Below are 25,387 nucleotides of genomic sequence, written 5' to 3' on the forward strand. Positions count from 1 at the left end.
GACTATTATTAAAATAATCATATTATCCTGAAGATTACTGTCTTACTGCATTACTCTTTGTCATATACTACTTAAAATTATATTAGCATTCCTCAGGGTTCCCAGCTACTTTAGCAGTTCTAAATGAACTACCACAACCACATGAAGCGATTGCGTTAGGGTTATCAATTTGGAATCCTCCACCCATTAAAGATTGTTTGAAATCAATTGTCGTACCATTTAATACAGGCACATCATATTTGTCTACTAGTACTTTTAATCCATAAAATTCAAGTACTTCATCATTTTCTCCTGGTTGTTCTTCAGCTGACATACCATATGTTAGACCTGTACAGCCACCACCGTTTACTTTAATCTTTAAATATCCACCTTCCATGTCATTACTTTTCAACATATCTTTTACTTCATAAGCTGCTGCTTCAGTTAATGTTACAGTTGACATAAACCATTCCTCCTATAATAAGTTAGTAAAGTCATTCTCTTCTATATGTTTATAAATATTTTTTAATAACTCATCTGGTGTATCACCTTCAACAGTATCACCATCTACCAATGCATACAACCCACATGAACATACGCCACAATTATTTAAACATCCGTATTCCAATACATCCACATCAGGATCATTCTCAAGTTTATCGTAAACGTAGTCTCCGCCTTTTGCCATATTTGAAATGCAAAATTCGACTAATGGAAACATACTTCACCTTCTTCTTCATTTTTTAATTACATTATTATAACAAATCTTAACTTGGACTGCATTGTCCTCGCTCATCATTTTATATTATTTAGAACAACAATACACACATATCTCTTCAGCTTAGTTTCCCTACCACACATTTCATTGTAGTCGTTTTGAAAAAAAGATATAATAATCATATACATATATCACACACTTTATTGTTAGGGGTAATAAATGTGATTGATCAATTACTATACTTGTTTGAAGTTTTAAAATAAAAGTTTAGGTAATTTACAAAAGTTTGCTTAATTCAAAGGGTATTAGTCAAAATTATTTCGGAATAACAAATTTTTATAAAGGGGTATAACAGATGAAAAATTTAGTATTACTTGGTGGCGGCTATGGTAATATGCGTATCATGTCGCGTATCTTACCTGATGCATTACCAGAAAATTATACTTTAACGTTAATTGATCGTATGCCATTCCATGGCTTGAAACCAGAATTTTATGCTTTAGCTGCGGGTACTAAGTCTGATAGTGATGTTCGTATGAATTTTCCTGATTCAGAACGCGTTAATACAATTTATGGAGAAATTAATGATATTGATTTAGATGCTCAAATCGTATCTGTTGGTAATACAAAAGTAGATTATGATGAATTAGTTATTGGCTTAGGTTGTGAAGATAAATATCATAATGTTCCTGGTGCTGAGGAATACACGCATAGTATTCAAACACTCTCCAAGGCACGCGAAACATTTCATAGTATTAGTGAATTACCTAGTGGCGCTAGTGTAGGTATTGTTGGTGCTGGTTTAAGCGGCATCGAGTTAGCAAGTGAGCTTCGTGAAAGTCGTGAAGATTTAGAAGTCATACTATATGACCGTGGTGAGCGAATTTTAAGGAATTTCCCTGAAAAGTTAAGTAATTATATCGCTAAATGGTTCCGTGAAAACAATGTTAAAGTAGTGCCTAATTCTTTAATTGATAAAGTGGAACCAGGAAAAATTTATAATAGTGGTACACCAGAAAATGTTGATTTAGTTGTCTGGACTGCTGGAATTCAACCGGTTGAAGTTGTAAGACATTTACCGATTGATATCAATCGAAGTGGACGTGTCATCATCAATCAATATCATCAAGTGCCAACATACCTTAATGTATTTATAGTTGGAGATTGTGCTGATTTACCTCATGCACCAAGTGCACAATTAGCTGAAGTTCAAGGTGATCAAATCGCTGATGTACTTAAGAAACAGTGGAATAATGAACCATTACCAGATAAAATGCCTGAATTAAAAGTACAAGGTTTCCTTGGTTCTCTCGGCGAGAAAAAAGGCTTTGCCTATATCATGGACCGTACAGTTACCGGACGTCTTGCACATATACTTAAATCGGGCGTCCTATGGTTATATAAATATCATAACGGTTAGTATTAAAATAAGGGGTAGAATAGAATTCATGATGAATTCTATTCAACCCCCGACCTTTTTTCTCAAGAATTATACTTTAAATTAATTTGCAAAATGTTTATCTACAAAGTTTGTAATTTGCTTTGTTTGAATGTAACCATCTGCTACATACTCATCATTCATTGTAATTAAAGGATAAAATAATTCATCTTCCTCAATTTGTTCAATATACTGTTGGTCATGATCACTTAGATTATCTGTTTGATTTTGAAAATCAATGTATGTGTATTCAAATTGAATGTCTGGATACTTTCTTTCTAATAAAGGCTTAATCCATTCAAATGTATTAATAGATGTTGGTGCATTAACGCAACTTGCACATACGACATCAGCGCCATATACTACCACGCTTACTTTAGTCATACTCAAATCCCCCGTTTTGTTTTATAGATTTTTCTTTCTTTATCTATTATAATAAATAAATAATGAATTTATGAAGTAATTTACTTGAAAGGAGACATATCTCATGCCTACTGAGAATGCAACAATGTTTGATCAAGTAGCTGAAGTCATTGAACGTTTACGTCCATTTTTATTACGTGATGGTGGAGACTGTACATTAGTAGATGTAGAAGATGGTATCGTGAAATTACAATTACACGGAGCTTGTGGTACTTGTCCTAGCTCAACAATCACATTAAAAGCCGGCATTGAACGTGCGTTACACGAAGAAGTTCCAGGCGTTATTGAAGTTGAACAAGTATTCTAAGCGTCTAACATATATGATATATATTTAATAAAGCACCAACGCGTAGAGTTCTTAAACTCTACGCGTTGGTGCTTTTGTTAATTATTGGTGTTCATGTTGTTTGTTATGATCTTTGTTATGCTCGTTTTTGTCATCCTTCATATGTTGAACAATATGTTGGTTCATGTGAGCCCAACCTTTCCAACCTACGTGAACGACATCACTAAGAACATATTTCTCATAATCTTTATCTGACATATCATACACCTTACCACCATGTGCTACTACAGTTTGATGTATTTTCTTATAGACTGGTTCTCTTGTTGAGCGTTCAATACCTAAGTGGTCATACCATTTACCATTCCCCGGTAAAATAACATATTGTACGTCTGCACTTGCATTATGCATTGTATCCACTAACAATGATAAATCATTAAATTCTGGAGAGTTCATTTTAAACTCATATTTACGATGATTCATTGGCTTTTTATGTATAAGTTTTTCCCAATATTCATTACGTATTCCATAATTATTTGATGATGAGCGTTTCTCACCTAACGTCACAGCTTTATCTTGCATTTCTTGCCATGATACATTTGGCTCAGTCACAGGTTTCACATGTGATAATGGCGACTTATCTAATGAGAAGTAAGTTTTAATCGCTTCAATTTTTAATAACTGATTCTCTTTAAAACGAGAAACATAGTTACCATCTACTTCACCGTGATTATTTACGACGTCTTTCAAGAATTCTTTATTCGACGCACTTTTAAAGTGTAATAAGCGTTTGGCGTATCTCTCTTTTAATTCTGAAGGCATATCTTTTTGTTGAAATAACTGATTAATTTGATTTGGTGTTGTACGTGCTGCAAAATCACGATCATTAACACCATGTGTACTAAACCATTGTGGTGAAATAATAAATGTCATCTTTTTCCCTTTTAGTTGATCATATTGACCAGCTAATTCAATTGCATTGATTAAATCTGTATTACCACCCGTACCAATTAGAAAAATTGGTTTAGTATTTTTTCTATGATTTAACGCAAGCGCAGGGTTAAATGGATCTAACTTGTTAAGTTCACTTGACCCATATATTGGATAATATTTATCACTACTAAATAGTTTATTTTGAATGAGCGTACCTTTAAGAACTTGATCGGTTAAAGATATTCTATTATTAGCGACAGCCTTGTTTGTAACTAATCCAGTAAACCAGCTAGCAGGCATTAATACGAAGGCTAAAAATAAAATGCCGCTAATAATAATTGGTAAAAATGGTTTTAATTTCATCGTAATTCTTCTAATGCTTCAACAATTTTGTTTGGAGTTGCCCACTCATCACGATCGAAATCCATGATAGATACTTCAATGCCTAATCTGTTTTGAATCTCAAGTAATAAACCTACCGTTTGGAATGAATCAATAATACCCTCTTCGAATATTTCGACATCAGGGTTCTCTTTTACAACATCATTTTCTGCCACATCAGCTAATAAATCTAATACTTGTTCTTTAAATTCCATAATTTATGACTCCTTTTAAATTAATTTTCCTGAAAAGATTAAAAATCCAAATGCTACAAAATGGAAAGTAATGATAATACTCAACGCTTTAGTAAAACCATTTTGCCAACGTGGTGGATGTTTCTTTCTCCAACGTTCATAGTAACCATAACCAATAAACATTAGTCCATGGTAAATACCATAAACGATATAGAATAACTCTAAACCATGCCACACACCCATGATAAAGAAGTTTAAGAAGAATGCGAAATTAGACATCGCAAATTGACTTTTAAATGTTTTTTTACGTGACATATAGAATAATGTACGCATATAAATACAATCTCTAAACCAGAATGATAATGACATATGCCATCTATTCCAGAAATCTTTAATATTTTTTGCTTTGAAAGGTTGCTTGAAGTTAGGCGGTGTATTAATACCATATAAATAACTTACTGCTACAGCAAACAAGCTATATCCAGCGAAATCAAAGAATAAATAGAAGCTGTAAGCATACATATATAGCCATTTATGCATAAATCCGTCTAGATTCATTAATAATGGAAGAATGGCATAAACATTGATTAAATAAGCGATAATATACTTGTACAAGAATCCTAGCATAATCATATGTATCGCTTTGGCAACCATCTCCCTATATTGTTCACTTGTAGGAACCTTTTTATCGTCTTTAACAAAACGTTTATAGCGATCAATTGGCCCTGAAGACACCGTTGGGAAGAAAGAAATGAATTGGAATAATTTCCCAACTTTGATCTCTTTAATAGATCCATCTCGAATCTCCATAATTAATTGCACACTTTTAAACGTTACATAAGAAATACCTAGGAAACCTACAAATTCTATAAGCTTGTGTTCATGGAAATGAATTTGTTGACCACCTAACCATGAGCTTTGTAATACTTTAACTATCGCTAATGGCAAAATGGATAAAATCATAACAATGACAAATTTGCTAAATGTATTACTCTTCTGTCTTGATTTATAATATCCCATGATTAATAACACTTGCCATATGAGATAAATTACAAAACTAATGAGTTGAATACTTAAATATTTATTACCGAATAAATTATGTTTATCTGATGAAAAGATGACGACAATCATAATTGCAGTACTTAAACCGTTATAAATATAGCTTCGCTTACCTAAAAATCCGAGTATGATGACTGGTAAAAGTACTATAATTGCAACTAAGAAGAAGGTAAACGTGCCATATGGAATCATGCGTTAATATCCTCTGCGACTTGTTTACGATCAAGCTTTCCGTTTGACGTTAATGGTAACTGTTTCATCCAAACAAATTTTCTCGGAATCATATATTCAGGTAAGCGAGATTTTAGTTCAGATTTAATTTGTCTTGTCATTTCTAAATCATCTCTAACTTCTTCAGTCGGAACGACAGCACCGATTAAATGTATTACTTTATTATTTTTATATACTGGAACGACAACAGTTTCTCTAACAAACTCTGATTGTCTAAGTTGCGTTTCAATTTCTTCCAATTCCATTCGGTAACCGTTAAGTTTAATTTGGAAATCAATTCTTCCTTGAATGAACCATTGTCCATCTTTCTCGATGGCTTTATCACCCGTATGATATATACGAAGTCCATCTTCAAAGTTAAATACCGCATCGGTTTTTTCTTTGTTATCTAAATACCCAAGACTAACACTATTACCTTTAATAACAAGTTCACCTTCGTCTGTTGTAAACAATGATGTGTTAGGTCTTGAAACACCAACAGGTAGCGGGTTATAAGCTTCAATTACTTCAGGTGTCAATTTAATACCTGTAACAGCTACTGTCGCTTCCGTAGGTCCATACGTGTTATAAACCACTGCACTTGGATATCTATCTAAAAGTGCTTTCGCAGTTCTATGAGGTAAGATTTCTCCACAGAAGAAGAAATGATTCAAGCTTGGGTAACTTGATTCGTTAAGGTTAGGTAATAGCAAGCACATTTCCATAAATGATGGTGTAGATACCCATGCATTGATTGGTGTATTAACTAACATTTCATTGAGTAATTTAGGTTTATTGATCATTTCTTTATCTACTAAATTAAGTGTGCCACCTGATGTTAAACAAGGATAAATTGCCATGACTGATAAATCGAACGAGAATGGTGCTTGATTTAACCACTCTTGTGAACCTTCTGATTCATTAAGTGATACCATCCATTCTGCAAATTCTATTAAACTTGCATATTCGATCTGAACACCTTTAGGCTCACCTGTTGAACCAGATGTAAAAATAGTATATACAACATCCGTTAATCCCATTTGACTGTCAAATAGTGTTGGATTATCAGAATCTTGGATACTTTGAATTGTAAGTTCTTGTATATTGGAATGATTTAATTGTGTATCTGATGTGTTAAATATAATGTCCGGTTGTACTTTATTTATAATCATATTCACACGTTCACTTGGTACTGAAGTGTCAATAGGTACATAGCCACAACCTGCTTTGATAGCACCTATCATTCCTACTAACATGTAAGGTGACATATGTCCATAAACGATTAACGGCTTATGATTATCTTGTAATAGATGCGCTAATTTACTAGATTCATCCATTAATTGTTGATATGTTAATTCTTCATCTTTATGTCTAACTGCTACACGTTCAGGATTACTTTGACCGAAGTCATTTATTAAATTTATGATATCTGTCATAATTAGACTCCTTATTAAAATTCAGTGTAAATGAAATTATTATGTGTATCGCCGGAACCATAAATTAGGTACAGCGCAATAAATATCGCTAAATATAAAAGTGTTAATAAATAAGGTTTAGCTTTCTCATAATATTGCATCATCTTATGATTATTCTCTTTCAATGCACTATTGCACCTCACTATCATTTCAAATATCGGAGTGAAGTATTAGTCTTACTCCTGAGTTAAAACCGAATTCCCGAAAACAAAACAAAATTCACTAAATATAATTTTTATATATTATACATTCATCTTATTATAATTAAAATTTGATTTTAAGGCAAATTAAATTTTCCACTTCAAACTATTGTGCTAATGATACTAAATTAACACTTAAAAAAATTAATAAGATTTTATGCGTTAATGTTACTATCAACAACACTGCATTAGTGGCAATGATGAATTCAAATGACAATAATTATATTAGTACCAAATAGTTAGCTTAACAATTACATACGGTATAACAAAACTGTTAGTTATAATAAAAGAACCTCTATCGTTCATGGTTAAATCTTTACCTAAACGTTAGAAGTTCTTTAAAATTTATTTATTAGTAATAGGAGTCAACGGTTTTTCACCTTTTAATATCGCAACAATGTTATCAACACATAATTGAATCATTCGATCTCTAGTTGCTACAGAAGCACTACCTATATGCGGTAATATGACTGCTTTCTCCATTTTCAAGAGAGGGTGATCAAGTTTAATAGGTTCCTCACGTAAGACGTCTAAACCACATCCACCAATTTCATGATTGTTCAATGCATCAATTAGAGCATCCTCGTCTACAATAGCACCGCGACCGATATTAATAAAGATTGCATCGTTTTTCATTTTAGAAAATGCATCTTTATTAAACTTATTCTCAGTTTCAGGCGTCAATGGCGCAGTACAAACGACAAAATCACTCTCTTCTAATAATGTATCAAAGGATACATAACTTGCATTAAGTTCTGATTCTGCATCTTCATGTCTTGAACGATTATGATACAAGATAGTTGTATTAAATCCTTGAAGTCGACGAGCAAAGCTCTTTCCAATATCACCCATACCATAAATACCTACAGTTGAACCATGAACATCTTTACCTGACAATAAGTATGGTCCCCAACTTTTCCATTGGCCATCTTGTACATATTTTTCCGCTTCAACAATACGTCGTGCCACAGTTAACATTAACGTAAATCCTAATTCGGCTGTTGTTTCCGTAAGTACTTGAGGTGTATTAGTAACGACAATTTCTTTGTCTTCAGCTAACTTAACATCAATGTTGTCAAAACCAACTGCCATATTTGCGATTACCTTTACATGTTTAGCATGTTCAAGACATGTGGCATCAATCTTTTCACTTAATGTGATGAAACATGCATCAACATCTTCTAATTCTTTCAAAAATTGCTCTCTAGGCATAGGTTCAAATGCTTCTTTCCACATTTTAACGTCGCCGAACTGTTCCAATTGCTCTATGAAACGATCTGGAATTTGACGTGTGACTAGAATTTTAACCATGTCATGCCACCCCTCTTTTATTTTTGGGCATTTCTTTCTAATTCTGAAATTGCTACATTTAAGTCTTTAAATGAATATGTAGGTTGTTGGTCTTTTTCTTTTAGTTCTTCATAAGTCGTTACACCAGTTTGTACATGAATTGTGTCAACACCAACATTAATACCAGACATGATATCGGTATCATACAAATCGCCAACCATTGCTACGTCTGATTTATCTAATTTCAAGATGTCTAAAGCAATATCCATAATGACTGGCTCCGGTTTACCAATAAATTGTGGTGCTTGACCTGTAGATACACTAACTACACTTGTAATCGCACCATTACCTGGTAAGAAACCACGTTCTTTAGGAATCGATACATCAGGGTTCGTTGAAATAAATCTTGCACCCTTACGTACTGCAAGCGTTGCCACAGCTAATTTTTCGTAAGTAACGTTTTCATCTAAACCAATCGCAACATAATCAACGTTTTCATCATCTTTTACAGTTAATCCAGCTTCAGTTAAAGCTGTGCGTAAGCCACTGCCGCCAAGCATGTATACCGTAGCATCACTTTTCTCATCTGCAATATAATTTGCTGTTGCTAAGGCAGACGTTACAACTTCCTCAGGCTTCGCATCAATATTCATTTCTTTTAATTTTTGCGTTACCTCTTCAGGCGTCTTTGTAGAGTTGTTTGTAACATATAAATGCGGGATTTGATGATTGTTTAAGTAGTCAATAAATTGTGCTGCACCATCGATTTCATCTGTACCTATATACATAGTTCCATCTAAGTCAATTAAATATCCTTTATAATTTTTCATTACTTGTTATCTCCTTTTCCAAAAGCGGTAACTGGAACATTCTCTTTCTCAAGGAACTGAGTTACCTCTTGAATAAACTGTTCATAATAAGGCAAAGCCTCGTCAAATAATGGCTGAATCTTACTATTATCAAGTTCTGTATAATGGTGTGCGAACTGCTTTCTAATGTCAACTGTTTCATTAACATATCGTTGAGTAGATTTCGAAATAACACCTTCTAGTTCAAGAATATCGATGACATCTTTATAATTTCCTGGATCCCTCAAGATAAAACCATCAATAATCATATTACCTATATCCACAGATGATTCAATTAACATTTGTGCGATACGTTCAAATGCATAATGATTTCCTTTATTCGATTCATAATCTTTAATTAATTGATTTAAGTAAGTTAATTTTAAAATAAGCTGATCTTTATCTACAAAATACATATCCTTCACCTCTTAATATGTCTATCATATCACAGTTTTGCATAGGTCTTCATTTGTCGTTATACTTAATTAAAAATACAAGATAAAAGGAGTTCTACTCTTATGATAGATATGTACTTATATGATGATGAAGAACAAAGCCAAGTACAGTTTGTAGGCTTTGTAGGTGAACATAGCCGTTATGATTTAATGCTCGTTCAAACAGATCGTCATTACGGTAAGACACTTGTGCTAAATATGCAAACAAACAAATTCGGTATTATCGGGACAGATGATATTGAAGAAGAAGGATATATCGCGCATATTCTAGGTGTGAGTCAAGAAGAAAGTGATGAAATCATTGAATATCTTAATCAAGTCATTCAATAATTACTATTTTAAAAGCTGTGAAAAAATCTCTTCTCTTAGATTTCTTCACAGCTCATTTTATTAATTCTATAGTTACTCATCTTGGTGCTTAACTTCCTGAATGGTAGGTTTAATTTTAACATCATGCAATTTATCTTCAGAATCAGACAAAATAACATCCTCTTCATCATGATTTAATTGTTGTACCTCTTTGTTAGATAAATGACGTAAAACAAAATAAGGACAACCGAAATTGCAATATTCTAATATATAATCTTGAATACTCGAAAAACGTTTCGAGATTTCAGCTTTTTTATTCGTATCCTTATAGAAACCTTTTAATCGTAATTGATCATATCCAAAATCCCCTACAATAAAATCATACTTATCTAATATATCTGAATATCTCGATGCAAATAATTCTTCATCAAAGCATGATCTATATTCTTCAATGATTTCAAAATATTGTTGACCTATCTTAATCATAATTTGTCACCTTTAACTCGTATAATAAAAACTTAGATTACACAATTCAATTTAAAATGTGCAACCTAAGTCTCTAAAAACTTAATCTAAACCGTTTAATTGTTCAAATTAATTTTGTTGTAATTTTTCTTCACCTAAACGGTGTTTTTCTTTAGCCGCTTCATTTACTTGTTCGTCGGCATGATAAGAACTACGTACCATTGGGCCAGCTTCACAGTGTTTGAAACCTTTGTCCATAGCTACTTTTCTTAATTTACCAAATTCTAATGGTGTATAGTATTTTTCAACTTTTAAATGCTTACGTGATGGTTGTAAATATTGACCAATTGTTAAAATGTCTACATCATTTGCACGAAGATCATCCATTGTTTCATAAATCTCTTCAATCGTTTCTCCTAAACCAACCATTAAGCTTGATTTAGTAGGAATATCTGGTTGCAATTCTTTAGAACGACGTAAGAACTCTAATGTTCTTTCATATGTTGCACGTGCACGAACTCTTGGTGTTAAACGACGTACTGTTTCGATATTATGGTTTAAGATATCAGGTTTAGAAGCCATTAATGTTTCAAGTGCTTCATAGTCACCACCCATGTCTGATGGTAAGATTTCAATTGTAGTGAATGGATTACGTTCACGTACTTTACGTACTGTTTCAGCATATACGTTAGAACCTGCATCTCTTAAGTCATCACGTGCAACTGCAGTGATAACAACGTGTTTTAAATTCATTAACTCAACTGATTCTGCAACACGTTCTGGTTCATTTAAGTCTAGTTCATTAGGTAATCCAGTTTTAACTGCACAGAAACGACATGCTCTTGTACATACTGCACCTAAAATCATAAATGTAGCAGTACGTCTAGCACCCCAACATTCATGTATATTTGGACACTTTGCTTCTTCGCAAACAGTGTGTAAGTTCTTTTCACGCATCATCTTCTTGAGGCCAATATAGTTTTCGTTCGTGTTAAGCTTAATTTTCAACCAATCTGGTTTACGTAAGATTTCTTCATTTTTAGTAGCCATAACCACGTATACCCTCCTGTATAATATATCTTTTCCTATTATAACGAAATTTACATTAAATTAAAACGTAATAAACCACAAATTTCAACCTTGAATTTAATTCTATTCTATACATAATTTATTTGTGTTATTCTATTGCAGTCTCAATAACTTATCTTTAAAGATATCTCTAAGGAACTGAGGCATAATATAATCAATTGACTTCCCTTTCAATATAGGGAAATATCTACCAAACGTATACATATCAACTGTTCCTAAAGTGTATATTTTATCATCAACTACCGCTTCACCATTAACAAAGAATCTATTTTCTGACTGGATAAAACCGCAATTATATAAAATATAGCCTCCAAATATATCTCCTCTAAAACCTAGTCCTTGAGCATGTTCATGCATATATTCTTGCTTCTGACTTTTTTCAATTACTTTTTTCAATTCACTACCTGTCAAACGTACGCGCACTAGATTAATTGGATGTGGCAACATTTTATGAATATCATATTCCGTTAGTCTATCCGCTTCAATTCCTTTTACAATTAAACCAGCATTTATGATAGTACAATCTGTATTAGTAAATTCAAATACACTTTCAGCTAATAAATAAGTCGTTTTAGTAATGACATCTGTTTTACTATTTAAGTTGATAGGATAATCAATCACCGGTTCACTCATCAATGCCTTTCCTTCTGACTCATAATCTGTTTCAACCATAGGTAATGTTTCAACCGGATAAATAATCGCTTCTTTACTAACAACCTTTTTATTTTCAATAGTTAAATTAACTTCACCTAAATAATAACCATATTTACCAGCAGCTGCCATAAGTACGCCATTATTCATTTCACCCTCATCAAAATGATGGTGTGTATGACTCCCAAAAATCACATCAATTTCAGGAATCTCTTGGCATAACTTTTCATCAAAAAAGATGCCTACATGACTCATCACAATAAGTACATCATAATTACCCTGTTGATTAGCGATTTCATCTTTAATCGCTTCTAAAGGATCCGTTACAATCCAATCAAGAGCTCTGTAAAATGGTGTGAAAGGTGCTGTTGCCGCTACAAATAAAATACGTACGCCTTCAATTTCTTTAATACATGATGAGGCTATGTTATGAGGTAACTTCCCTTCTTCATCGATAACATTTGTACAAATGACGTTAAATGTCGCATTATTATATAAATTATTTAATGCTTCATGAGAGATGGTCATACCTTCATTATTACCTATCGTCGCAATATCACACTGAGCCTCATTAAGCAAGTCGATATTCTTGCGACCTATCGTTGCTTGAGTCACTGGTGCTGATAAATCCACATGGTCGCCTATATCTAAATAGAGTGAGGGATGTTGAAGTTTGGGTCTATGTTCTGCCATATAAGATGTTATACGTGCATATTCGTTTAAATGACTATGAATATCGTTCGTGTGAAAAATGGTTAACTTCACTTAAATTCCCCCTATATTTATTTAAAGAAAAGATTTAATAATTAAGTATACACCCATTATCAACATAACCGTACGTAATAGCGTTACAACAGTTTCAGATTTAATCGAGTGGTTAACACGTACTCCAATTTGGGCGCCGATATAACTTGAAATAATAAGAATTATAGAATATGACCATGCAACATGTCCTTGTAAAATGTGACCTATAGAACTCATAACACTTGAAAAGAAAATCATCATCATGCTTGTACCAACTGCAACGTGTGGTGGAAATCTGAAAACAATTAACATTAGTGGTGTCATTAATGCGCCACCACCAATTCCGAATAGACCTGTTAAAATACCAATGAACAGTGTCGCAACAAATGCAAATAAAGGTGGTACGCTATAGTGATATGTCTTTCCTTCAGAATCAACATACGTTTTACGATATTTCTCTTTATCAAAAATCTTAAACGGTTTGATTTTATGTCTCACCATTAAAATAATTGAAACAATAATCATAAAAATACCGAAGTATAAATTGAAAGACTCTAAAGTAAGATATCTACTTAAAAACGAACCTAACAATGAACCTGGTAATAATCCAAACAAGAAGATAGAACCATTTTTAATATCTACCTGCTTCGTCTTTAAGTAGCCTAAGGATGAAGATAAGCCTGTGACGATTAGAATCACCGATGATGTTCCTATCGCTATTTGTGGTGTAATACCATGTAAAACATCGTGTGTAACGCCCAAGTATACCAGTGTTGGAACAATAATGATCCCACCACCAATACCTACTAATGACCCTAAAATAGCAGAGAAAAGGCCGATAAGCACTAATAAAATAATTGTCACTAACATTATATTTCGCCTCTTAGAATAATTTTAATTGTTGCGGAGCTAAACCTGTGTATTCAATATCTAACATATCCTGATATGTTTTAGCGTTTTGAGCAGCATGCCCACCCGAGTTATTATTAAATACGACATAAACCTTTTTAGCTTTTTGTTCTATAATTCTAACTTTATTAGCTAAATCGGTAAGCTCTTCTTTGTTGTAGTTATATAAGTATCTCACATCACGCCACTCTTGGTCGGTCATGTCTTTTTTGGTCCAGCCTTGTCTATTTCTTCCATGATAGCGTACAAAAGCCGTCTCAGTAGTAATACGATTAACTAGTGGTATTGAGCCTTCGCGCACTTGTGGCTCATCTACTACTGAATGGATAATGTGGTGCTCAGTTAAAAATGACAGCGTTTGTTCCTTAAATTGATCGTTAAACCATGATTGATGTCGAAACTCGACACAAATCGGTACATCATCCAATTGTTGACGAACATACAAGATATATTTGATATTTTGTGCCGTACAATCAAACCAAGGTGGAAATTGAACTAAGACCATAGCTAGTTTGTGATGATCTATAAGTGGTTGTAGCATTTGTTTGAATTGCTCGAATAATTCACTTCTTGTTTCTGCGTAATCTTTATAATCTGCATGTAGTGTAAGTGCTTGATGAATCTTCACTATAAATTCAAAACGATCAGGTGTTTCTTTAATCCATTTCATGATATTTCTTTCAGGTTGGATGGCGTAGTAAGATGCATCAAGTTCAACGATTGGAAAGTGACTAGCGTATGTTTGCAACTTATCTGATTGTCGTTCTAAATCCTCATATAAAGAATCGTGATCTCCCCATCCAGTAAGACCTATATTTATCATTTTTATCACCAGCTATATGATACCATATTCAATTTTATGATATCACTTGTTCTATATCATCTTTACATTATCTTATTATTTTCGGAAATGTTGCATTCTCATGCACACTCTATTTTTCTAAAAATCATCGAACAACCGTTAATAATGTTTTTACTTGTTCAACAAGTCGATCCATCAATTGATTGACATGTTGTGACGTAGCTAAACGTGGCGATTGACCACTCCACATATGCGTCCATTCACGATGCCCTGTGGAAGCGGCTGTCTTTCTAATAGAATTAGTTAGTTGATTTTGTACAGGATATGGCGGTATGTTCCCTTCGTATTGTTTCATCGTCTCTACAAATTCATTGTTGATACCGCGTGCTGATTTACCACTAAATACGTCAGTGACTATTGTATCAGTCTCTTTACTATGAAGCACTGCTTGTTTAACTAATTGATTTGCGCCACTTTCTTCAGTAGTTAAGAAAGCGGTTCCCATTTGTACACCTTGTGCACCTAGTATCTGACTAGCTAATATACCACGACCATCCATAACACCACCTGCAGCAACAACTGGTATCGATACATGATCAACTATCTGTGGTATTAAACTCATTGTTCCTATGAGCGGTTCACGCTGATTGTTGGTTGTTAAAAATGACCCCCTATGTCCACCTGCTTCACTGCCTTGAGCAACTACAATATCCATACCTGCATGCTCATTTGCAATTGCCTCATCTACAGTAGTAGCTGTACCAATTAAAGTAATTTTAGCACCTTTTAATTGTTCAATGATTTCTTTTGACGGGATACCAAAGGTGAAACAACATACTGGTACTCTATATTTAATCACAGTTTGAATTGCACTTTTAAATTGTTGTTCTTCAGAAATATTGACTACTGGCTCTTCAAGATTTAATGCCTTACGATAGGGTTTCAGCCAAGCATTCATATGTTCGACTTGTTCATTAGTGTATGATTGATGACTTGGTACAAACAAATTCACACCAAATGGTTGTGATGTTAATCCTTGCACTTTTTGAATTTCTTGCTCTAACTTTTTTGTAGTAAAGTAGCCCGCTCCAATACAGCCTAAACCACCTTTATTACTTACAGTTGCAACAAGTTCCGCAGTTGTACTACCAGCCATACCTGCTTGAATAATAGGATATTGAATATTTAAAGATTGCGTTAGTTGATTGTTATACCACATTTAAAATCACCTTTTCTTTATTTTAGGGTAATTACTATGCTTATTTCACTTAAATAATTATTCAAAGTATTCCCTACTCCCATTTTCAGTAAACTTTGCTAATTTTTGAAAAAATAAAAGCAAGGACTGAACTTATGTAAAGTTAGCCTTGCTTATAAAATAATGATTTTACAATAGTGCACTTGTTAAAAAGATAATTATTTAATTATGCAGACATCACATATTTATGTATTTCAAAAAGATATTTAAAATTAGGAAAGTTTCTAAATTTGATACTTATCTAATTATTAATTTTTAAATCGAAATCAAAAATAAAAATTGCCATAAACACAAAATCATTGGTCGAAATACTAGACCGGGAAATTTACCTCTTTTATTCCATAACACTACGTCAACAATGAAATAAATGACAATTAAAAACGCTGAGATTAAAAACATAAAGCCTCCAAACCCTAACAAATTATCAGTAGTTTTGGTCAATTCTTGCGCCATCATCCATTCCTTACTATGTATAAATCTTACTTTAGCTGACCAAGCAACTATTAGAAAAGCGGCTCCAATTGAACCTGACCATGCAATTATATTAGCCGATTGCAATTCGTCTTTCATATCTTTCATTTCTTGCTTGGTAACTTTGTTAGTTTTACCGTGACCAGTTTTCACAAATTCTAATTTTGTTTTGAATGGCCGTTTTACCAAATAATGACTCGATAAATAACACATCAATAAAAAAGGAAGAAGTGTTACGACAAAAACCAAGTTGTAAGTATGAATATCTTCCCCTGTAAAATGTATTAACAATTCAAGTAATGATGAATAAATTAAGAATATTCCTAAATACCAAATCTTCTTTTTCTTTTGTATTTGTCTTAGACTGACCATTGCTATAAAGATTAAGCCAATTGAACCTAAAAATATAGCAAGATATTCAATAATGATAATCAACGAATACCATTTCGCATAAAAGTCAAACATTGTAAAGTCCTCTCACAACATGTATTTTGTTAAATCAATTACTTTTAAATATTATATAAAATTATATCATAATAAAAATAAACATTTAATATAAATAAGTGTTAACTATTTAGAGATAAAAAAGCACCAAAGCATTCACTTAGTTGGAACACTTTGGTACTTGTTATTGTTATTAAGAAAAAGTTGGTGATATAGGTTAAATTAACCGATAGAGCCTTCCATTTCGAATTTAATTAAACGGTTCATTTCTACTGCATATTCCATTGGTAATTCTTTAGTGAATGGTTCAATGAAGCCCATAACGATCATTTCTGTCGCTTCTTCTTCTGAAATACCACGGCTCATTAAGTAGAATAATTGTTCTTCTGATACTTTAGAAACTTTCGCTTCATGTTCTAATGAAATATTGTCATTGAATACTTCATTATAAGGAATAGTATCTGAAGTAGATTCGTTATCTAAAATTAAAGTATCACATTCAATATTAGAACGTGCACCTTTCGCTTTACGTCCGAAGTGAACGATACCACGATAGATAACTTTACCACCATTTTTAGAAATAGATTTAGATACGATTGTTGAAGATGTGTTTGGTGCTTTATGAATCATTTTAGCACCAGCATCTTGTACTTGACCTTTACCAGCAAAGGCGATAGATAATGTACTACCTTTCGCACCTTCACCTAAAAGAACGCAGTTTGGATATTTCATCGTTAACTTAGAACCTAAGTTGCCGTCAACCCATTCCATGTTACCATTCTCATGAACAAACGTACGTTTTGTAACTAAGTTATAAACGTTGTTAGCCCAGTTTTGAATTGTAGTATAACGTACGTGTGCATCTTTATGAACGATGATTTCAACTACTGCTGAGTGTAATGAACTTGTTGTATAAACAGGTGCAGTACAACCTTCAACGTAGTTTACTGAAGCACCTTCATCAGCAATAATTAATGTACGTTCGAATTGACCCATGTTCTCAGAGTTAATACGGAAGTATGCTTGTAATGGTGTATCTAATTTAACATTCTTAGGTACATAGATGAATGAACCACCTGACCATACTGCTGAGTTTAATGCTGCGAATTTGTTATCAGCTGCTGGAACTACAGAAGCAAAGTATTCTTTAAATAGGTCTTCGTTTTCACGTAAAGCACTATCAGTATCTTTAAAGATGATACCTTTTTCTTCTAATTCTTTTTCCATATTATGATATACAACTTCTGATTCATATTGAGCAGAAACACCTGCTAAATATTTTTGTTCAGCTTCTGGAATACCTAATTTATCAAATGTACGTTTAATTTCTTCAGGCACCTCGTCCCATGAACGTTGAGTATGCTCTGAAGGTTTAACGTAGTATGTGATGTCATCAAAGTTTAATTCTGATAAATCGCCACCCCATTGAGGCATTGGAATTTTGTAGAATAATTTTAAAGCTTTTAATCTGAAGTCGAGCATCCATTCAGGCTCTTCCTTCATTTTTGAAATTTCTCTAACGATATTTTCTGTTAAACCACGTTCTGATCTGAAAATGGAAACATCCTCATCGTGGAAACCATATTTATAATCTCCAACATCAGGTGCTTTTTTAGCCATTTCAATCACTCCTTAAATATATTTAAAACGACGTGCGTGAGATTTTTAATATTCATTATTGTCTATTGCCATTGTAACAATATGCAACCTTCATAAAAAGTCAAAAGTGTAAAAAGTTAAAGTTGGACTTTAGAAATTGCTATCTATCATCACTATAAAGTTTCACATACGACTAAAGTTTACTCTTCTGTCGTACCTTCTGCTTTACCTTCCTTTTCAACTGTTCCTTTTTCAAGTGCTTTCCAGGCTAATGTTGCACACTTGATGCGTGCTGGGAATTGAGATACACCTTGTAGTGCTTCAATATCTCCCATTTCTTCAGTGATTTCATAGTCTTCACCAAGCATCATCTTAGTAAATTCTTGACTCATTTGCATTGCTTCACCTAGAGAATGACCTTTTACAGCTTCAGTCATCATAGATGCACTAGACATCGAAATAGAACAACCTTCTCCTTCGAATTTAGCATCATTAATAATGCCATTTTCAATATCAAACGTTAATCTAATACGGTCACCACAAGTAGGATTGTTCATGTCTACAGTCATTGAGCCATTGTCCAAAACGCCTTTATTTCTAGGATTCTTATAATGATCCATAATTACAGATCGATAAAGTTGATCTAAATTATTAAAATTCATAAGAGAAAAACTCCTTCGTTTGTTTCAATGCTTCAACAAGTTGATCTACATCTTCTTTAGTATTGTATACATAGAAACTTGCACGTGCAGTAGATGATACATTCAACCATTTCATTAACGGTTGTGCACAATGGTGTCCAGCTCTTACAGCAACACCTTCTGTATCTACTGCTGTAGCAACATCATGTGGATGGATATCAGCCAAATTAAATGTGATAACACCGGCACGACGTTCTTTTGGAGGACCATAAATTTCAAGTCCTTCAATAGATGACATTTGTTCATAGGCGTATTCTGTTAATGCTTTTTCATGTTCATGAATAGCATCAAAGCCTAATTTCTCAATGTAGCGAATGGCTTCACCTAAGCCAATTGCTTGAGCGATAATAGGTGTACCAGCTTCAAATTTAGTAGGTAAATCTGCCCATGTAGCGTCATATTTACTTACAAAGTCGATCATATCTCCACCAAATTCAACTGGTTCCATTTCTTTTAATAAATCACGTTTACCATATAACACACCGATGCCAGTAGGTCCTAACATTTTATGACCACTGAAACTGAAGAAATCAGCGTCTAAATCTTGAACGTCTATTTTCATGTGAGGTGCTGATTGTGCACCATCGACACTAATAATTGCACCATGCTCATGGGCAACTTTAGCAATTTCTTTGACATCATTAATTGTACCTAACACATTAGATACATGTGCTATTGCTACAATTTTAGTATTATCATTTATTGTCGCTTTAACATCCTCAAGCCTTAATTCACCCTCATCTGTCATTGGAATGAATTTTAATGAGGCATTTTTACGTTTAGCTAATTGTTGCCATGGAACAATATTGGCATGGTGTTCCATTTCAGTAACAACTATTTCGTCGCCTTCTTCAACATTGGCATCTCCGTAACTGCGCGCAACAATATTGATTGCTGCAGTTGTTCCTCTAGTAAAGATGACTTCTTCAAAGTATTTAGCGTTAATGAAACGTCTTACAGTCTCACGAGCACCTTCGTATCCGTCAGTAGCGAGTGAACCAAGTGTATGAACACCACGGTGTACATTTGAATTATAACGTTTATAATAATCATCCAATACGTTCAACACTTGAACAGGTGTTTGACTGGTAGCTGTAGAATCCAGGTATGCTAATCTTTTTCCATTAACTTTTTGATCTAATATTGGAAAATCTTTGATGATTTCCTCAACATTTAATGAAGTTTCGGCCACTTTTTTCACGACCTTTCTAATATTAAAAATCTCTTTTATATTTATATGTTTATTTATTTACTTTAAGTTCAATTACTTCTCTTAATTGACGTTTAACGTCTTTAATTGGTAATTCACGTACTACAGGATCTAAGAAACCATGAATTACTAATCGTTCAGCTTCTTTTTGAGAAATACCACGACTCATTAAGTAGTAAAGTTGCTCAGGGTCAACTCGGCCAACAGACGCTGCGTGTCCTGCTTCTACATCATCTTCATCAATTAATAAGATTGGATTGGCATCGCCTCTTGCATTCTCAGAAAGCATTAAGACACGTGACTCTTGGTTAGCGATAGATTTTGTACCACCATGTTTAATATATCCAATACCATTAAATACAGATGATGCATTTTCACGCATAACACCGTGTTTTAAGATATAACCATTAGTTTCTTTACCGTATTGAACAATTTTAGATGTTAAGTTGATTTTTTGGTCACCTGTACCGACAACAACTGATTTAAGTTCACTTGTTGAACGATCACCAACTAAATTAGTTGTATTATCAATGATTTGATTACCTTCATTCATTAGACCTAATGCCCAATTGATTGATGCATCTGCAACAGTAGTACCACGACGAATGATATGACCAGTAAATCCTTTATCTAAATAGTCAACTGAGCCATAAGTGATATTTGAATTAGCACCGGCAATAACTTCTGAAACAATATTTAATTGATTACCTTCACCACTTGCAGTTGATAAATAGTTCTCAACATACGTTACTTCAGCGCTTTCCTCAGTAACAATAATCACGTGGTTAAAGAAACTAGCATTATCATCATCATGTAACACAACATATTGAATTGGATCTTCAACAACTACATTTTTAGGCACATAAACAAACACGCCACCATTAATTAAAGCTGTATGCAATGCAGTTAAACGATGTTCATCAACACTCACTGCATCTGTCATTAAATATTTTTGAACTAACTCCCCGTGATTAATTAAAGCTTCTGATAACCCTTCAATTATCACGCCATTTTTTTGTGCTTGATCTGATACTTGAGTATAAGCTAAAGCATTATTATGTTGAACAACTAAATTTTTAGTGTTTTCAACGTCTATAATTTTTTTTATAGCTTCTGGAAGCTCAGATAAATTATTGAAAGATTGACCTTTAACTTCATGTTGTTTAAATGAATCAAAGTCCCATTTTCTTAATTTAGTTTTATCTGGTTTTGGCATTTCTAAAGTTTCTGTTAATTTCAACGCTTTTTGACGTAACTGAGTCATCCAAGAAGGTTCATTGTGCGCTTTAGAATAATCAACAAGTTGTTCCTCAGAAATGTTTAAAATTTCAGTTGTCATAACTCTCTTTTCCTCCTACTTGATGAAAAATTTTAGCGACTGTAGATATTTCGTATACTTCAATGATTAAATTTATACGATTTCTAAGTCTCACATATTTAATCGTTGATATTAATGCAATGTTTCACATTAACACCATGTTTCTAGTTTCATCATTTAAAATAAACGATTGCTAGATTATTCTTTAGCACCGAATTCTTCTTTAACCCATTCATAACCTTCTTCTTCAAGACGTTTAGCTAGTTCAGGGCCTCCTGATTTAACTACTTTACCACCGTACATAACATGTACTTTGTCTGGTGTGATGTAGTTTAATAAACGTTGATAGTGTGTAATCATTAAAGCACCAAATTCTTCGCCACGCATTTCGTTGATACCTTTAGATACAACTTTTAATGCGTCAATGTCTAAACCTGAGTCGATTTCATCTAGGATGGCAAATTTTGGTTCTAACATCATTAATTGTAAGATTTCGTTACGTTTTTTCTCACCGCCAGAGAAACCTTCATTTAAGTAACGTTGTGCCATATCTTTATCGATGTCTAAGAAATCCATTTCTTTATCTAATTTTTTGATAAATTGCATTAAGTTGATTTCTTGTCCTTCTTCACGTTTCGCGTTAATAGCTGAACGCATGAAGTCAGCATTTGTCACACCAGTAATTTCTGATGGATATTGCATTGCTAAGAACAGACCAGCTTTTGCTCTTTCATCAACTTCTAATTCTAAAATATTAACGCCATCTAGTAACACTTCACCTTGAGTTACTTCGTATGATGGATGTCCCATAATCGCTGATGATAATGTTGATTTACCAGTACCATTTGGTCCCATAATTGCATGTATTTCACCTGTATTAATAGTTAAATTAACACCTTTTAAAATTTCTTTATCTTCAATAGACACATGTAGGTCTTTAATTTCTAATGTTGATGACATTTATATTCCCTCCGTAAAATATAAAGTTTTCTTAACTAGTTTATAATAATTTTAATTTGTAGTCAAAAAGACTTTGTGTACTTTAATACACTTCATTATAACGTAAATAGCCCTTAATATAAACTTATTAAAACTCTAAATTATAGTGATTATCTATCTAAAATAATTTTTATTTGATACTCAATTTTTTCTCACAACTGATAATCAAAGGCTTATTGTTCTCAATAGAAATATTTCCGACACAAATGTTATTAATTTAGCACGATTTTTATGAAAATTATAATTTTACCAACTGAATATTTTATAATTCTTCAAAATTCTGTTATGATGCTATTTAATCTAATTGAAAGGAGACGTTCATGCAAAATTTTAAATGGATAAATATATTAAAAGGGTTCGGTATGGGAACAAGCGATTTAGTTCCTGGAATAAGTGGAGGAACCATTGCCTTACTATTAGGCATATATGATGGATTCATTTCTTCAATTAGTGGCTTATTCTCAAAACGATTTTGGCCTAGTTTAAAGTTTTTACTCCCTATTTTAATAGGTATGGCTTTAGCTATCGGTATATTAAGTAATCTAATCAATTATTTATTAGAACATCACCAAGTAATTACAATGTTCTTCTTTACCGGTTTAATTATTGGTATCATCCCTTATTTACTAAGAACTGTGAAATTTAATAAAACGTTTAAAGCAAAACATTATAGCATTATGGTAGTAGGCATTATCATTTTAGTAGTAATTACATTAATGAATTCAGGTAATCAAAGTGCTGATACATCACTAGATTTATCATTCGGTCTTATTATTAAATATTTCTTAGCTGGTGCGTGTGCTTCAAGCGCAATGTTATTACCTGGTATTTCCGGATCGTTTATGCTACTAGTATTTGGTGCTTATGGAACAATTATGTTAGCCGTTGCTGATTTAGTTAAATTGAATTTCGATGGCCTACCATTATTAATTGTTGTAGGATTAGGTGTGTTAGCAGGGTTTTTATTATCAAGTCGTATTATTAAATACTTCTTACATCATCATTTCTATACCACATTCGCATTAATAACTGGATTCGTTATCGGCTCCATATATGCTGTATTCCCTGGTCTTCCTCAAACTGGTATTGAGTGGACACTTTCAATCATCACTTTAATCATTGGATTTGCAGCTAGTTATTGGATTGGTCAAATTACTGATGATAATGTGTAATTAAGTTTAAAATATTATATAAATATTTATAATGAAACGGACCCATAAGGTTAATCTAATGGGCCCGTTTTTCTGTTAAATTAAAATTCATTTTAAATTGAAGAGGCTGGGACATAAAGTTTCTGGACTCTACTCTTCAATTTACCAATTATGAATTAATTACGATCTAAAATACTGAAGTATTACAAACTGAGGAGTCTTTTCAAAGAGTATTTTACATGAGCATAAGGAAATCTAGTACCACCTTGAGTGGTATTCAGCATAGCTGAAAGATTTACCTTTTACTCATTATGCTCAATCGTTCACTATGAATGGTCTAAAACCTTTACATAATGGTGATTATAAGCATTCTTATGTATTTGAATAAAAGGTGTAATATAACACTTTATTACAGACTCTTTAAAATTGTTACAAGACCATTTTGAATTGTCTGAAGACTCCTTTTTTTGTTGATTTCATAGGCTTCAGTCGACGTCGAGACTCTTAAGAGTCTTAATTTTTTTAACAAAAGACTCTTAAGACTCCTACTTTTAGTATCAATATCAAATTCAATAATGATTGTATTTTAAAATATCTCAGACAAAATAAAATGAGCCATTTCTTTTTTTAAGAAATGGCTCTGAGCGAGTTTAATTAAAGTTAGTTAAACACAAAGTATGTAAAACCAAAGATAGTGTATTTATTGTCCATAAGGACATAGTCATTTTAAAAATAAATTATGAATAAAGCAATACTATGATTTGTTGTTTTTAGGAATAATGAAGAACAATAAGATAATAATTATAATGGCTGTTATTGAGTATACGATATTGGCTTCACTAGGAATATTGATTAAATTCAATACTATACTGCAAATCATAAGTAATAAGATTATTATTCCCGCTAAAATAGAAGGTTTTTTCATTCTGACACCTCCATAAAAGGTATTTTAGGTTCTGTTGCAAAGTTAAATTAATATACAAAGTTATGCAAAAGCAGTAAATTATATACTATTATATCAACAGATTATTCGGTTGGATTTTATTATTTTTCATTTCTTTGTATCTATATTATATGATTTTCAAGTTTGCAACAGAACCTTTATTTGGCTCTCATTTGCGTTTTAAGAGCCAATATAAGTTTTTGGGTATAAAAATGTATAAATAACTCTAATTTTTCAAAATACCGTCTTAAAATTAAAAATAAAGGTATTCTGATTTGTAATAAATTAGAATATAAAAAAAGAGCCATCATTTAAAATTTAGGTAGCTCTTACTCACTTTTTGGATGATAAAAGTGGAAAAATAATACGAGAAAAACCAGAAAAAGTATTTTAATTATAACACGGCATTTATGCCGAGAAAATTTATTGTGCGTTGAG

At 32.7% G+C, this 25,387-nt stretch carries 27 protein-coding genes; 4 read left to right on the forward strand and 23 right to left on the reverse strand.

The genetic code is table 11. The annotated features are described in order from the left end of the window. Positions 1-82: 82 nt before the first annotated feature. Both HMPREF3134_RS05625 and HMPREF3134_RS05630 read right to left on the reverse strand, forming a co-directional pair. On the reverse strand, positions 83-442 hold the full coding sequence (locus HMPREF3134_RS05625; protein WP_011276278.1) for a HesB/IscA family protein: 360 nt from the start codon (positions 440-442) through the stop codon (positions 83-85). Between the two features lie 12 nt (positions 443-454). Beyond that, positions 455-700, reverse strand: a complete 246-nt coding sequence (locus HMPREF3134_RS05630) for a YuzB family protein (RefSeq protein WP_048667953.1) — start codon at positions 698-700, stop codon at positions 455-457. Between the two features lie 352 nt (positions 701-1,052). Between HMPREF3134_RS05630 and HMPREF3134_RS05635 the strand changes: the two genes are divergently transcribed. Continuing rightward, positions 1,053-2,117, forward strand: coding sequence for an NAD(P)/FAD-dependent oxidoreductase (locus HMPREF3134_RS05635; protein WP_048667954.1), 1,065 nt, complete (start codon positions 1,053-1,055; stop codon positions 2,115-2,117). A gap of 81 nt (positions 2,118-2,198) precedes the next feature. On the opposite strand, the gene HMPREF3134_RS05640 is transcribed toward HMPREF3134_RS05635, so the two are convergent. Next, positions 2,199-2,519 carry a YuzD family protein gene (locus HMPREF3134_RS05640; protein WP_011276281.1) on the reverse strand — a complete coding sequence of 107 codons (321 nt, stop codon included), beginning with the start codon at positions 2,517-2,519 and terminating at the stop codon, positions 2,199-2,201. Positions 2,520-2,622: 103 nt separating this feature from the next. On the opposite strand from HMPREF3134_RS05640, the gene HMPREF3134_RS05645 reads away from it, so the two are divergent. Beyond that, a complete protein-coding gene (locus HMPREF3134_RS05645; RefSeq protein WP_002433501.1) occupies positions 2,623-2,865 on the forward strand; it encodes a NifU family protein in 243 nt (80 codons plus the stop codon). Positions 2,866-2,946: 81 nt separating this feature from the next. Here HMPREF3134_RS05645 and dltD read toward each other — a convergent pair whose 3' ends face one another. The 8 genes from dltD to HMPREF3134_RS05685 all read right to left on the reverse strand — a co-directional run bounded on the left by dltD (position 2,947) and on the right by HMPREF3134_RS05685 (position 9,847). Next, positions 2,947-4,137, reverse strand: a complete 1,191-nt coding sequence (dltD, locus tag HMPREF3134_RS05650; protein ID WP_070441412.1) for a D-alanyl-lipoteichoic acid biosynthesis protein DltD — start codon at positions 4,135-4,137, stop codon at positions 2,947-2,949. After that, the gene (dltC, locus tag HMPREF3134_RS05655; protein WP_011276285.1) at positions 4,134-4,370 is read right to left on the reverse strand and encodes a D-alanine--poly(phosphoribitol) ligase subunit 2; all 237 of its coding nucleotides are present in this window, start codon (positions 4,368-4,370) and stop codon (positions 4,134-4,136) included. Before dltC ends, dltD begins: the two co-directional genes overlap by 4 nt. Positions 4,371-4,385: 15 nt before the next feature. Next, the gene (dltB, locus tag HMPREF3134_RS05660) at positions 4,386-5,600 is read right to left on the reverse strand and encodes a D-alanyl-lipoteichoic acid biosynthesis protein DltB (protein WP_011276286.1); all 1,215 of its coding nucleotides are present in this window, start codon (positions 5,598-5,600) and stop codon (positions 4,386-4,388) included. After that, positions 5,597-7,054 carry a D-alanine--poly(phosphoribitol) ligase subunit DltA gene (dltA, locus tag HMPREF3134_RS05665; RefSeq protein WP_011276287.1) on the reverse strand — a complete coding sequence of 486 codons (1,458 nt, stop codon included), beginning with the start codon at positions 7,052-7,054 and terminating at the stop codon, positions 5,597-5,599. Before dltA ends, dltB begins: the two co-directional genes overlap by 4 nt. A gap of 14 nt (positions 7,055-7,068) precedes the next feature. Beyond that, a complete protein-coding gene (locus HMPREF3134_RS05670) occupies positions 7,069-7,197 on the reverse strand; it encodes a teichoic acid D-Ala incorporation-associated protein DltX (protein WP_176744131.1) in 129 nt (42 codons plus the stop codon). A gap of 441 nt (positions 7,198-7,638) precedes the next feature. After that, the gene (locus HMPREF3134_RS05675) at positions 7,639-8,604 is read right to left on the reverse strand and encodes a 2-hydroxyacid dehydrogenase (protein ID WP_048667955.1); all 966 of its coding nucleotides are present in this window, start codon (positions 8,602-8,604) and stop codon (positions 7,639-7,641) included. Between the two features lie 17 nt (positions 8,605-8,621). Next, the gene (locus tag HMPREF3134_RS05680) at positions 8,622-9,413 is read right to left on the reverse strand and encodes a TIGR01457 family HAD-type hydrolase (protein ID WP_037559179.1); all 792 of its coding nucleotides are present in this window, start codon (positions 9,411-9,413) and stop codon (positions 8,622-8,624) included. Continuing rightward, positions 9,413-9,847, reverse strand: a complete 435-nt coding sequence (locus HMPREF3134_RS05685; protein ID WP_037559183.1) for a DUF86 domain-containing protein — start codon at positions 9,845-9,847, stop codon at positions 9,413-9,415. Before HMPREF3134_RS05685 ends, HMPREF3134_RS05680 begins: the two co-directional genes overlap by 1 nt. Before the next feature lie 102 nt (positions 9,848-9,949). On the opposite strand from HMPREF3134_RS05685, the gene HMPREF3134_RS05690 reads away from it, so the two are divergent. Beyond that, complete coding sequence (locus HMPREF3134_RS05690; RefSeq protein WP_037548938.1) at positions 9,950-10,216, forward strand: DUF3055 domain-containing protein; 267 nt, start codon at positions 9,950-9,952, stop codon at positions 10,214-10,216. Positions 10,217-10,288: 72 nt separating this feature from the next. Here HMPREF3134_RS05690 and HMPREF3134_RS05695 read toward each other — a convergent pair whose 3' ends face one another. The 12 genes from HMPREF3134_RS05695 to sufC form a co-directional block, all read right to left on the reverse strand. Further along, the gene (locus HMPREF3134_RS05695; RefSeq protein WP_011276293.1) at positions 10,289-10,681 is read right to left on the reverse strand and encodes a YutD family protein; all 393 of its coding nucleotides are present in this window, start codon (positions 10,679-10,681) and stop codon (positions 10,289-10,291) included. 108 nt (positions 10,682-10,789) lie between these two features. Further along, a complete protein-coding gene (lipA, locus tag HMPREF3134_RS05700; RefSeq protein WP_029376689.1) occupies positions 10,790-11,710 on the reverse strand; it encodes a lipoyl synthase in 921 nt (306 codons plus the stop codon). Positions 11,711-11,842: 132 nt separating this feature from the next. Then, positions 11,843-13,165: a bifunctional metallophosphatase/5'-nucleotidase gene (locus HMPREF3134_RS05705; protein ID WP_011276295.1), complete on the reverse strand. Its 1,323-nt coding sequence runs from the start codon at positions 13,163-13,165 to the stop codon at positions 11,843-11,845. Between the two features lie 21 nt (positions 13,166-13,186). Then, positions 13,187-14,014 carry a sulfite exporter TauE/SafE family protein gene (locus tag HMPREF3134_RS05710; protein ID WP_011276296.1) on the reverse strand — a complete coding sequence of 276 codons (828 nt, stop codon included), beginning with the start codon at positions 14,012-14,014 and terminating at the stop codon, positions 13,187-13,189. A 13-nt stretch (positions 14,015-14,027) separates the two neighbouring features. Continuing rightward, positions 14,028-14,876, reverse strand: a complete 849-nt coding sequence (locus HMPREF3134_RS05715; RefSeq protein WP_011276297.1) for a DUF72 domain-containing protein — start codon at positions 14,874-14,876, stop codon at positions 14,028-14,030. Positions 14,877-15,000: 124 nt separating this feature from the next. Continuing rightward, the gene (locus HMPREF3134_RS05720; protein ID WP_011276298.1) at positions 15,001-16,074 is read right to left on the reverse strand and encodes an NAD(P)H-dependent flavin oxidoreductase; all 1,074 of its coding nucleotides are present in this window, start codon (positions 16,072-16,074) and stop codon (positions 15,001-15,003) included. 294 nt (positions 16,075-16,368) lie between these two features. Beyond that, positions 16,369-17,049: a hypothetical protein gene (locus tag HMPREF3134_RS05725; protein WP_070441417.1), complete on the reverse strand. Its 681-nt coding sequence runs from the start codon at positions 17,047-17,049 to the stop codon at positions 16,369-16,371. A 201-nt stretch (positions 17,050-17,250) separates the two neighbouring features. Beyond that, entirely contained in the window at positions 17,251-18,648 is a 1,398-nt protein-coding gene (gene sufB / locus HMPREF3134_RS05730; protein ID WP_070441419.1) for a Fe-S cluster assembly protein SufB, read from the reverse strand. 179 nt (positions 18,649-18,827) lie between these two features. Then, positions 18,828-19,289, reverse strand: a complete 462-nt coding sequence (sufU, locus tag HMPREF3134_RS05735; protein ID WP_011276301.1) for a Fe-S cluster assembly sulfur transfer protein SufU — start codon at positions 19,287-19,289, stop codon at positions 18,828-18,830. Continuing rightward, positions 19,279-20,529 carry a cysteine desulfurase gene (locus HMPREF3134_RS05740; protein ID WP_176744130.1) on the reverse strand — a complete coding sequence of 417 codons (1,251 nt, stop codon included), beginning with the start codon at positions 20,527-20,529 and terminating at the stop codon, positions 19,279-19,281. Before HMPREF3134_RS05740 ends, sufU begins: the two co-directional genes overlap by 11 nt. A gap of 40 nt (positions 20,530-20,569) precedes the next feature. Next, on the reverse strand, positions 20,570-21,877 hold the full coding sequence (gene sufD, locus HMPREF3134_RS05745; RefSeq protein ID WP_070441422.1) for a Fe-S cluster assembly protein SufD: 1,308 nt from the start codon (positions 21,875-21,877) through the stop codon (positions 20,570-20,572). A 177-nt stretch (positions 21,878-22,054) separates the two neighbouring features. Continuing rightward, positions 22,055-22,816: a Fe-S cluster assembly ATPase SufC gene (gene sufC / locus HMPREF3134_RS05750; protein WP_011276304.1), complete on the reverse strand. Its 762-nt coding sequence runs from the start codon at positions 22,814-22,816 to the stop codon at positions 22,055-22,057. Positions 22,817-23,175: 359 nt separating this feature from the next. Between sufC and HMPREF3134_RS05755 the strand changes: the two genes are divergently transcribed. After that, positions 23,176-24,027 (forward strand): polyprenyl-phosphate transporter PopT, encoded by an 852-nt coding sequence (locus tag HMPREF3134_RS05755; protein ID WP_070441425.1) that lies wholly within the window; start codon positions 23,176-23,178, stop codon positions 24,025-24,027. Positions 24,028-25,387: the final 1,360 nt, after the last annotated feature.

Source organism: Staphylococcus sp. HMSC14D10 (assembly GCF_001808125.1).
Lineage (GTDB): Bacteria > Bacillota > Bacilli > Staphylococcales > Staphylococcaceae > Staphylococcus > Staphylococcus haemolyticus.

Bases quoted from the DNA above. Each gene is read 5' to 3' on its own strand.
- HMPREF3134_RS05625 (WP_011276278.1), bottom strand. From the start codon at position 442: ATGTCAACTGTAACATTAACTGAAGCAGCAGCTTATGAAGTAAAAGAT.
- HMPREF3134_RS05630 (WP_048667953.1), bottom strand. From the start codon at position 700: ATGTTTCCATTAGTCGAATTTTGCATTTCAAATATGGCAAAAGGCGGA.
- HMPREF3134_RS05635 (WP_048667954.1), top strand. From the start codon at position 1,053: ATGAAAAATTTAGTATTACTTGGTGGCGGCTATGGTAATATGCGTATC.
- HMPREF3134_RS05640 (WP_011276281.1), bottom strand. From the start codon at position 2,519: ATGACTAAAGTAAGCGTGGTAGTATATGGCGCTGATGTCGTATGTGCA.
- HMPREF3134_RS05645 (WP_002433501.1), top strand. From the start codon at position 2,623: ATGCCTACTGAGAATGCAACAATGTTTGATCAAGTAGCTGAAGTCATT.
- dltD (WP_070441412.1), bottom strand. From the start codon at position 4,137: ATGAAATTAAAACCATTTTTACCAATTATTATTAGCGGCATTTTATTT.
- dltC (WP_011276285.1), bottom strand. From the start codon at position 4,370: ATGGAATTTAAAGAACAAGTATTAGATTTATTAGCTGATGTGGCAGAA.
- dltB (WP_011276286.1), bottom strand. From the start codon at position 5,600: ATGATTCCATATGGCACGTTTACCTTCTTCTTAGTTGCAATTATAGTA.
- dltA (WP_011276287.1), bottom strand. From the start codon at position 7,054: ATGACAGATATCATAAATTTAATAAATGACTTCGGTCAAAGTAATCCT.
- HMPREF3134_RS05670 (WP_176744131.1), bottom strand. From the start codon at position 7,197: ATGATGCAATATTATGAGAAAGCTAAACCTTATTTATTAACACTTTTA.
- HMPREF3134_RS05675 (WP_048667955.1), bottom strand. From the start codon at position 8,604: ATGGTTAAAATTCTAGTCACACGTCAAATTCCAGATCGTTTCATAGAG.
- HMPREF3134_RS05680 (WP_037559179.1), bottom strand. From the start codon at position 9,413: ATGAAAAATTATAAAGGATATTTAATTGACTTAGATGGAACTATGTAT.
- HMPREF3134_RS05685 (WP_037559183.1), bottom strand. From the start codon at position 9,847: ATGTATTTTGTAGATAAAGATCAGCTTATTTTAAAATTAACTTACTTA.
- HMPREF3134_RS05690 (WP_037548938.1), top strand. From the start codon at position 9,950: ATGATAGATATGTACTTATATGATGATGAAGAACAAAGCCAAGTACAG.
- HMPREF3134_RS05695 (WP_011276293.1), bottom strand. From the start codon at position 10,681: ATGATTAAGATAGGTCAACAATATTTTGAAATCATTGAAGAATATAGA.
- lipA (WP_029376689.1), bottom strand. From the start codon at position 11,710: ATGGCTACTAAAAATGAAGAAATCTTACGTAAACCAGATTGGTTGAAA.
- HMPREF3134_RS05710 (WP_011276296.1), bottom strand. From the start codon at position 14,014: ATGTTAGTGACAATTATTTTATTAGTGCTTATCGGCCTTTTCTCTGCT.
- HMPREF3134_RS05715 (WP_011276297.1), bottom strand. From the start codon at position 14,876: ATGATAAATATAGGTCTTACTGGATGGGGAGATCACGATTCTTTATAT.
- HMPREF3134_RS05720 (WP_011276298.1), bottom strand. From the start codon at position 16,074: ATGTGGTATAACAATCAACTAACGCAATCTTTAAATATTCAATATCCT.
- HMPREF3134_RS05725 (WP_070441417.1), bottom strand. From the start codon at position 17,049: ATGTTTGACTTTTATGCGAAATGGTATTCGTTGATTATCATTATTGAA.
- sufB (WP_070441419.1), bottom strand. From the start codon at position 18,648: ATGGCTAAAAAAGCACCTGATGTTGGAGATTATAAATATGGTTTCCAC.
- sufU (WP_011276301.1), bottom strand. From the start codon at position 19,289: ATGAATTTTAATAATTTAGATCAACTTTATCGATCTGTAATTATGGAT.
- sufD (WP_070441422.1), bottom strand. From the start codon at position 21,877: ATGACAACTGAAATTTTAAACATTTCTGAGGAACAACTTGTTGATTAT.
- sufC (WP_011276304.1), bottom strand. From the start codon at position 22,816: ATGTCATCAACATTAGAAATTAAAGACCTACATGTGTCTATTGAAGAT.
- HMPREF3134_RS05755 (WP_070441425.1), top strand. From the start codon at position 23,176: ATGCAAAATTTTAAATGGATAAATATATTAAAAGGGTTCGGTATGGGA.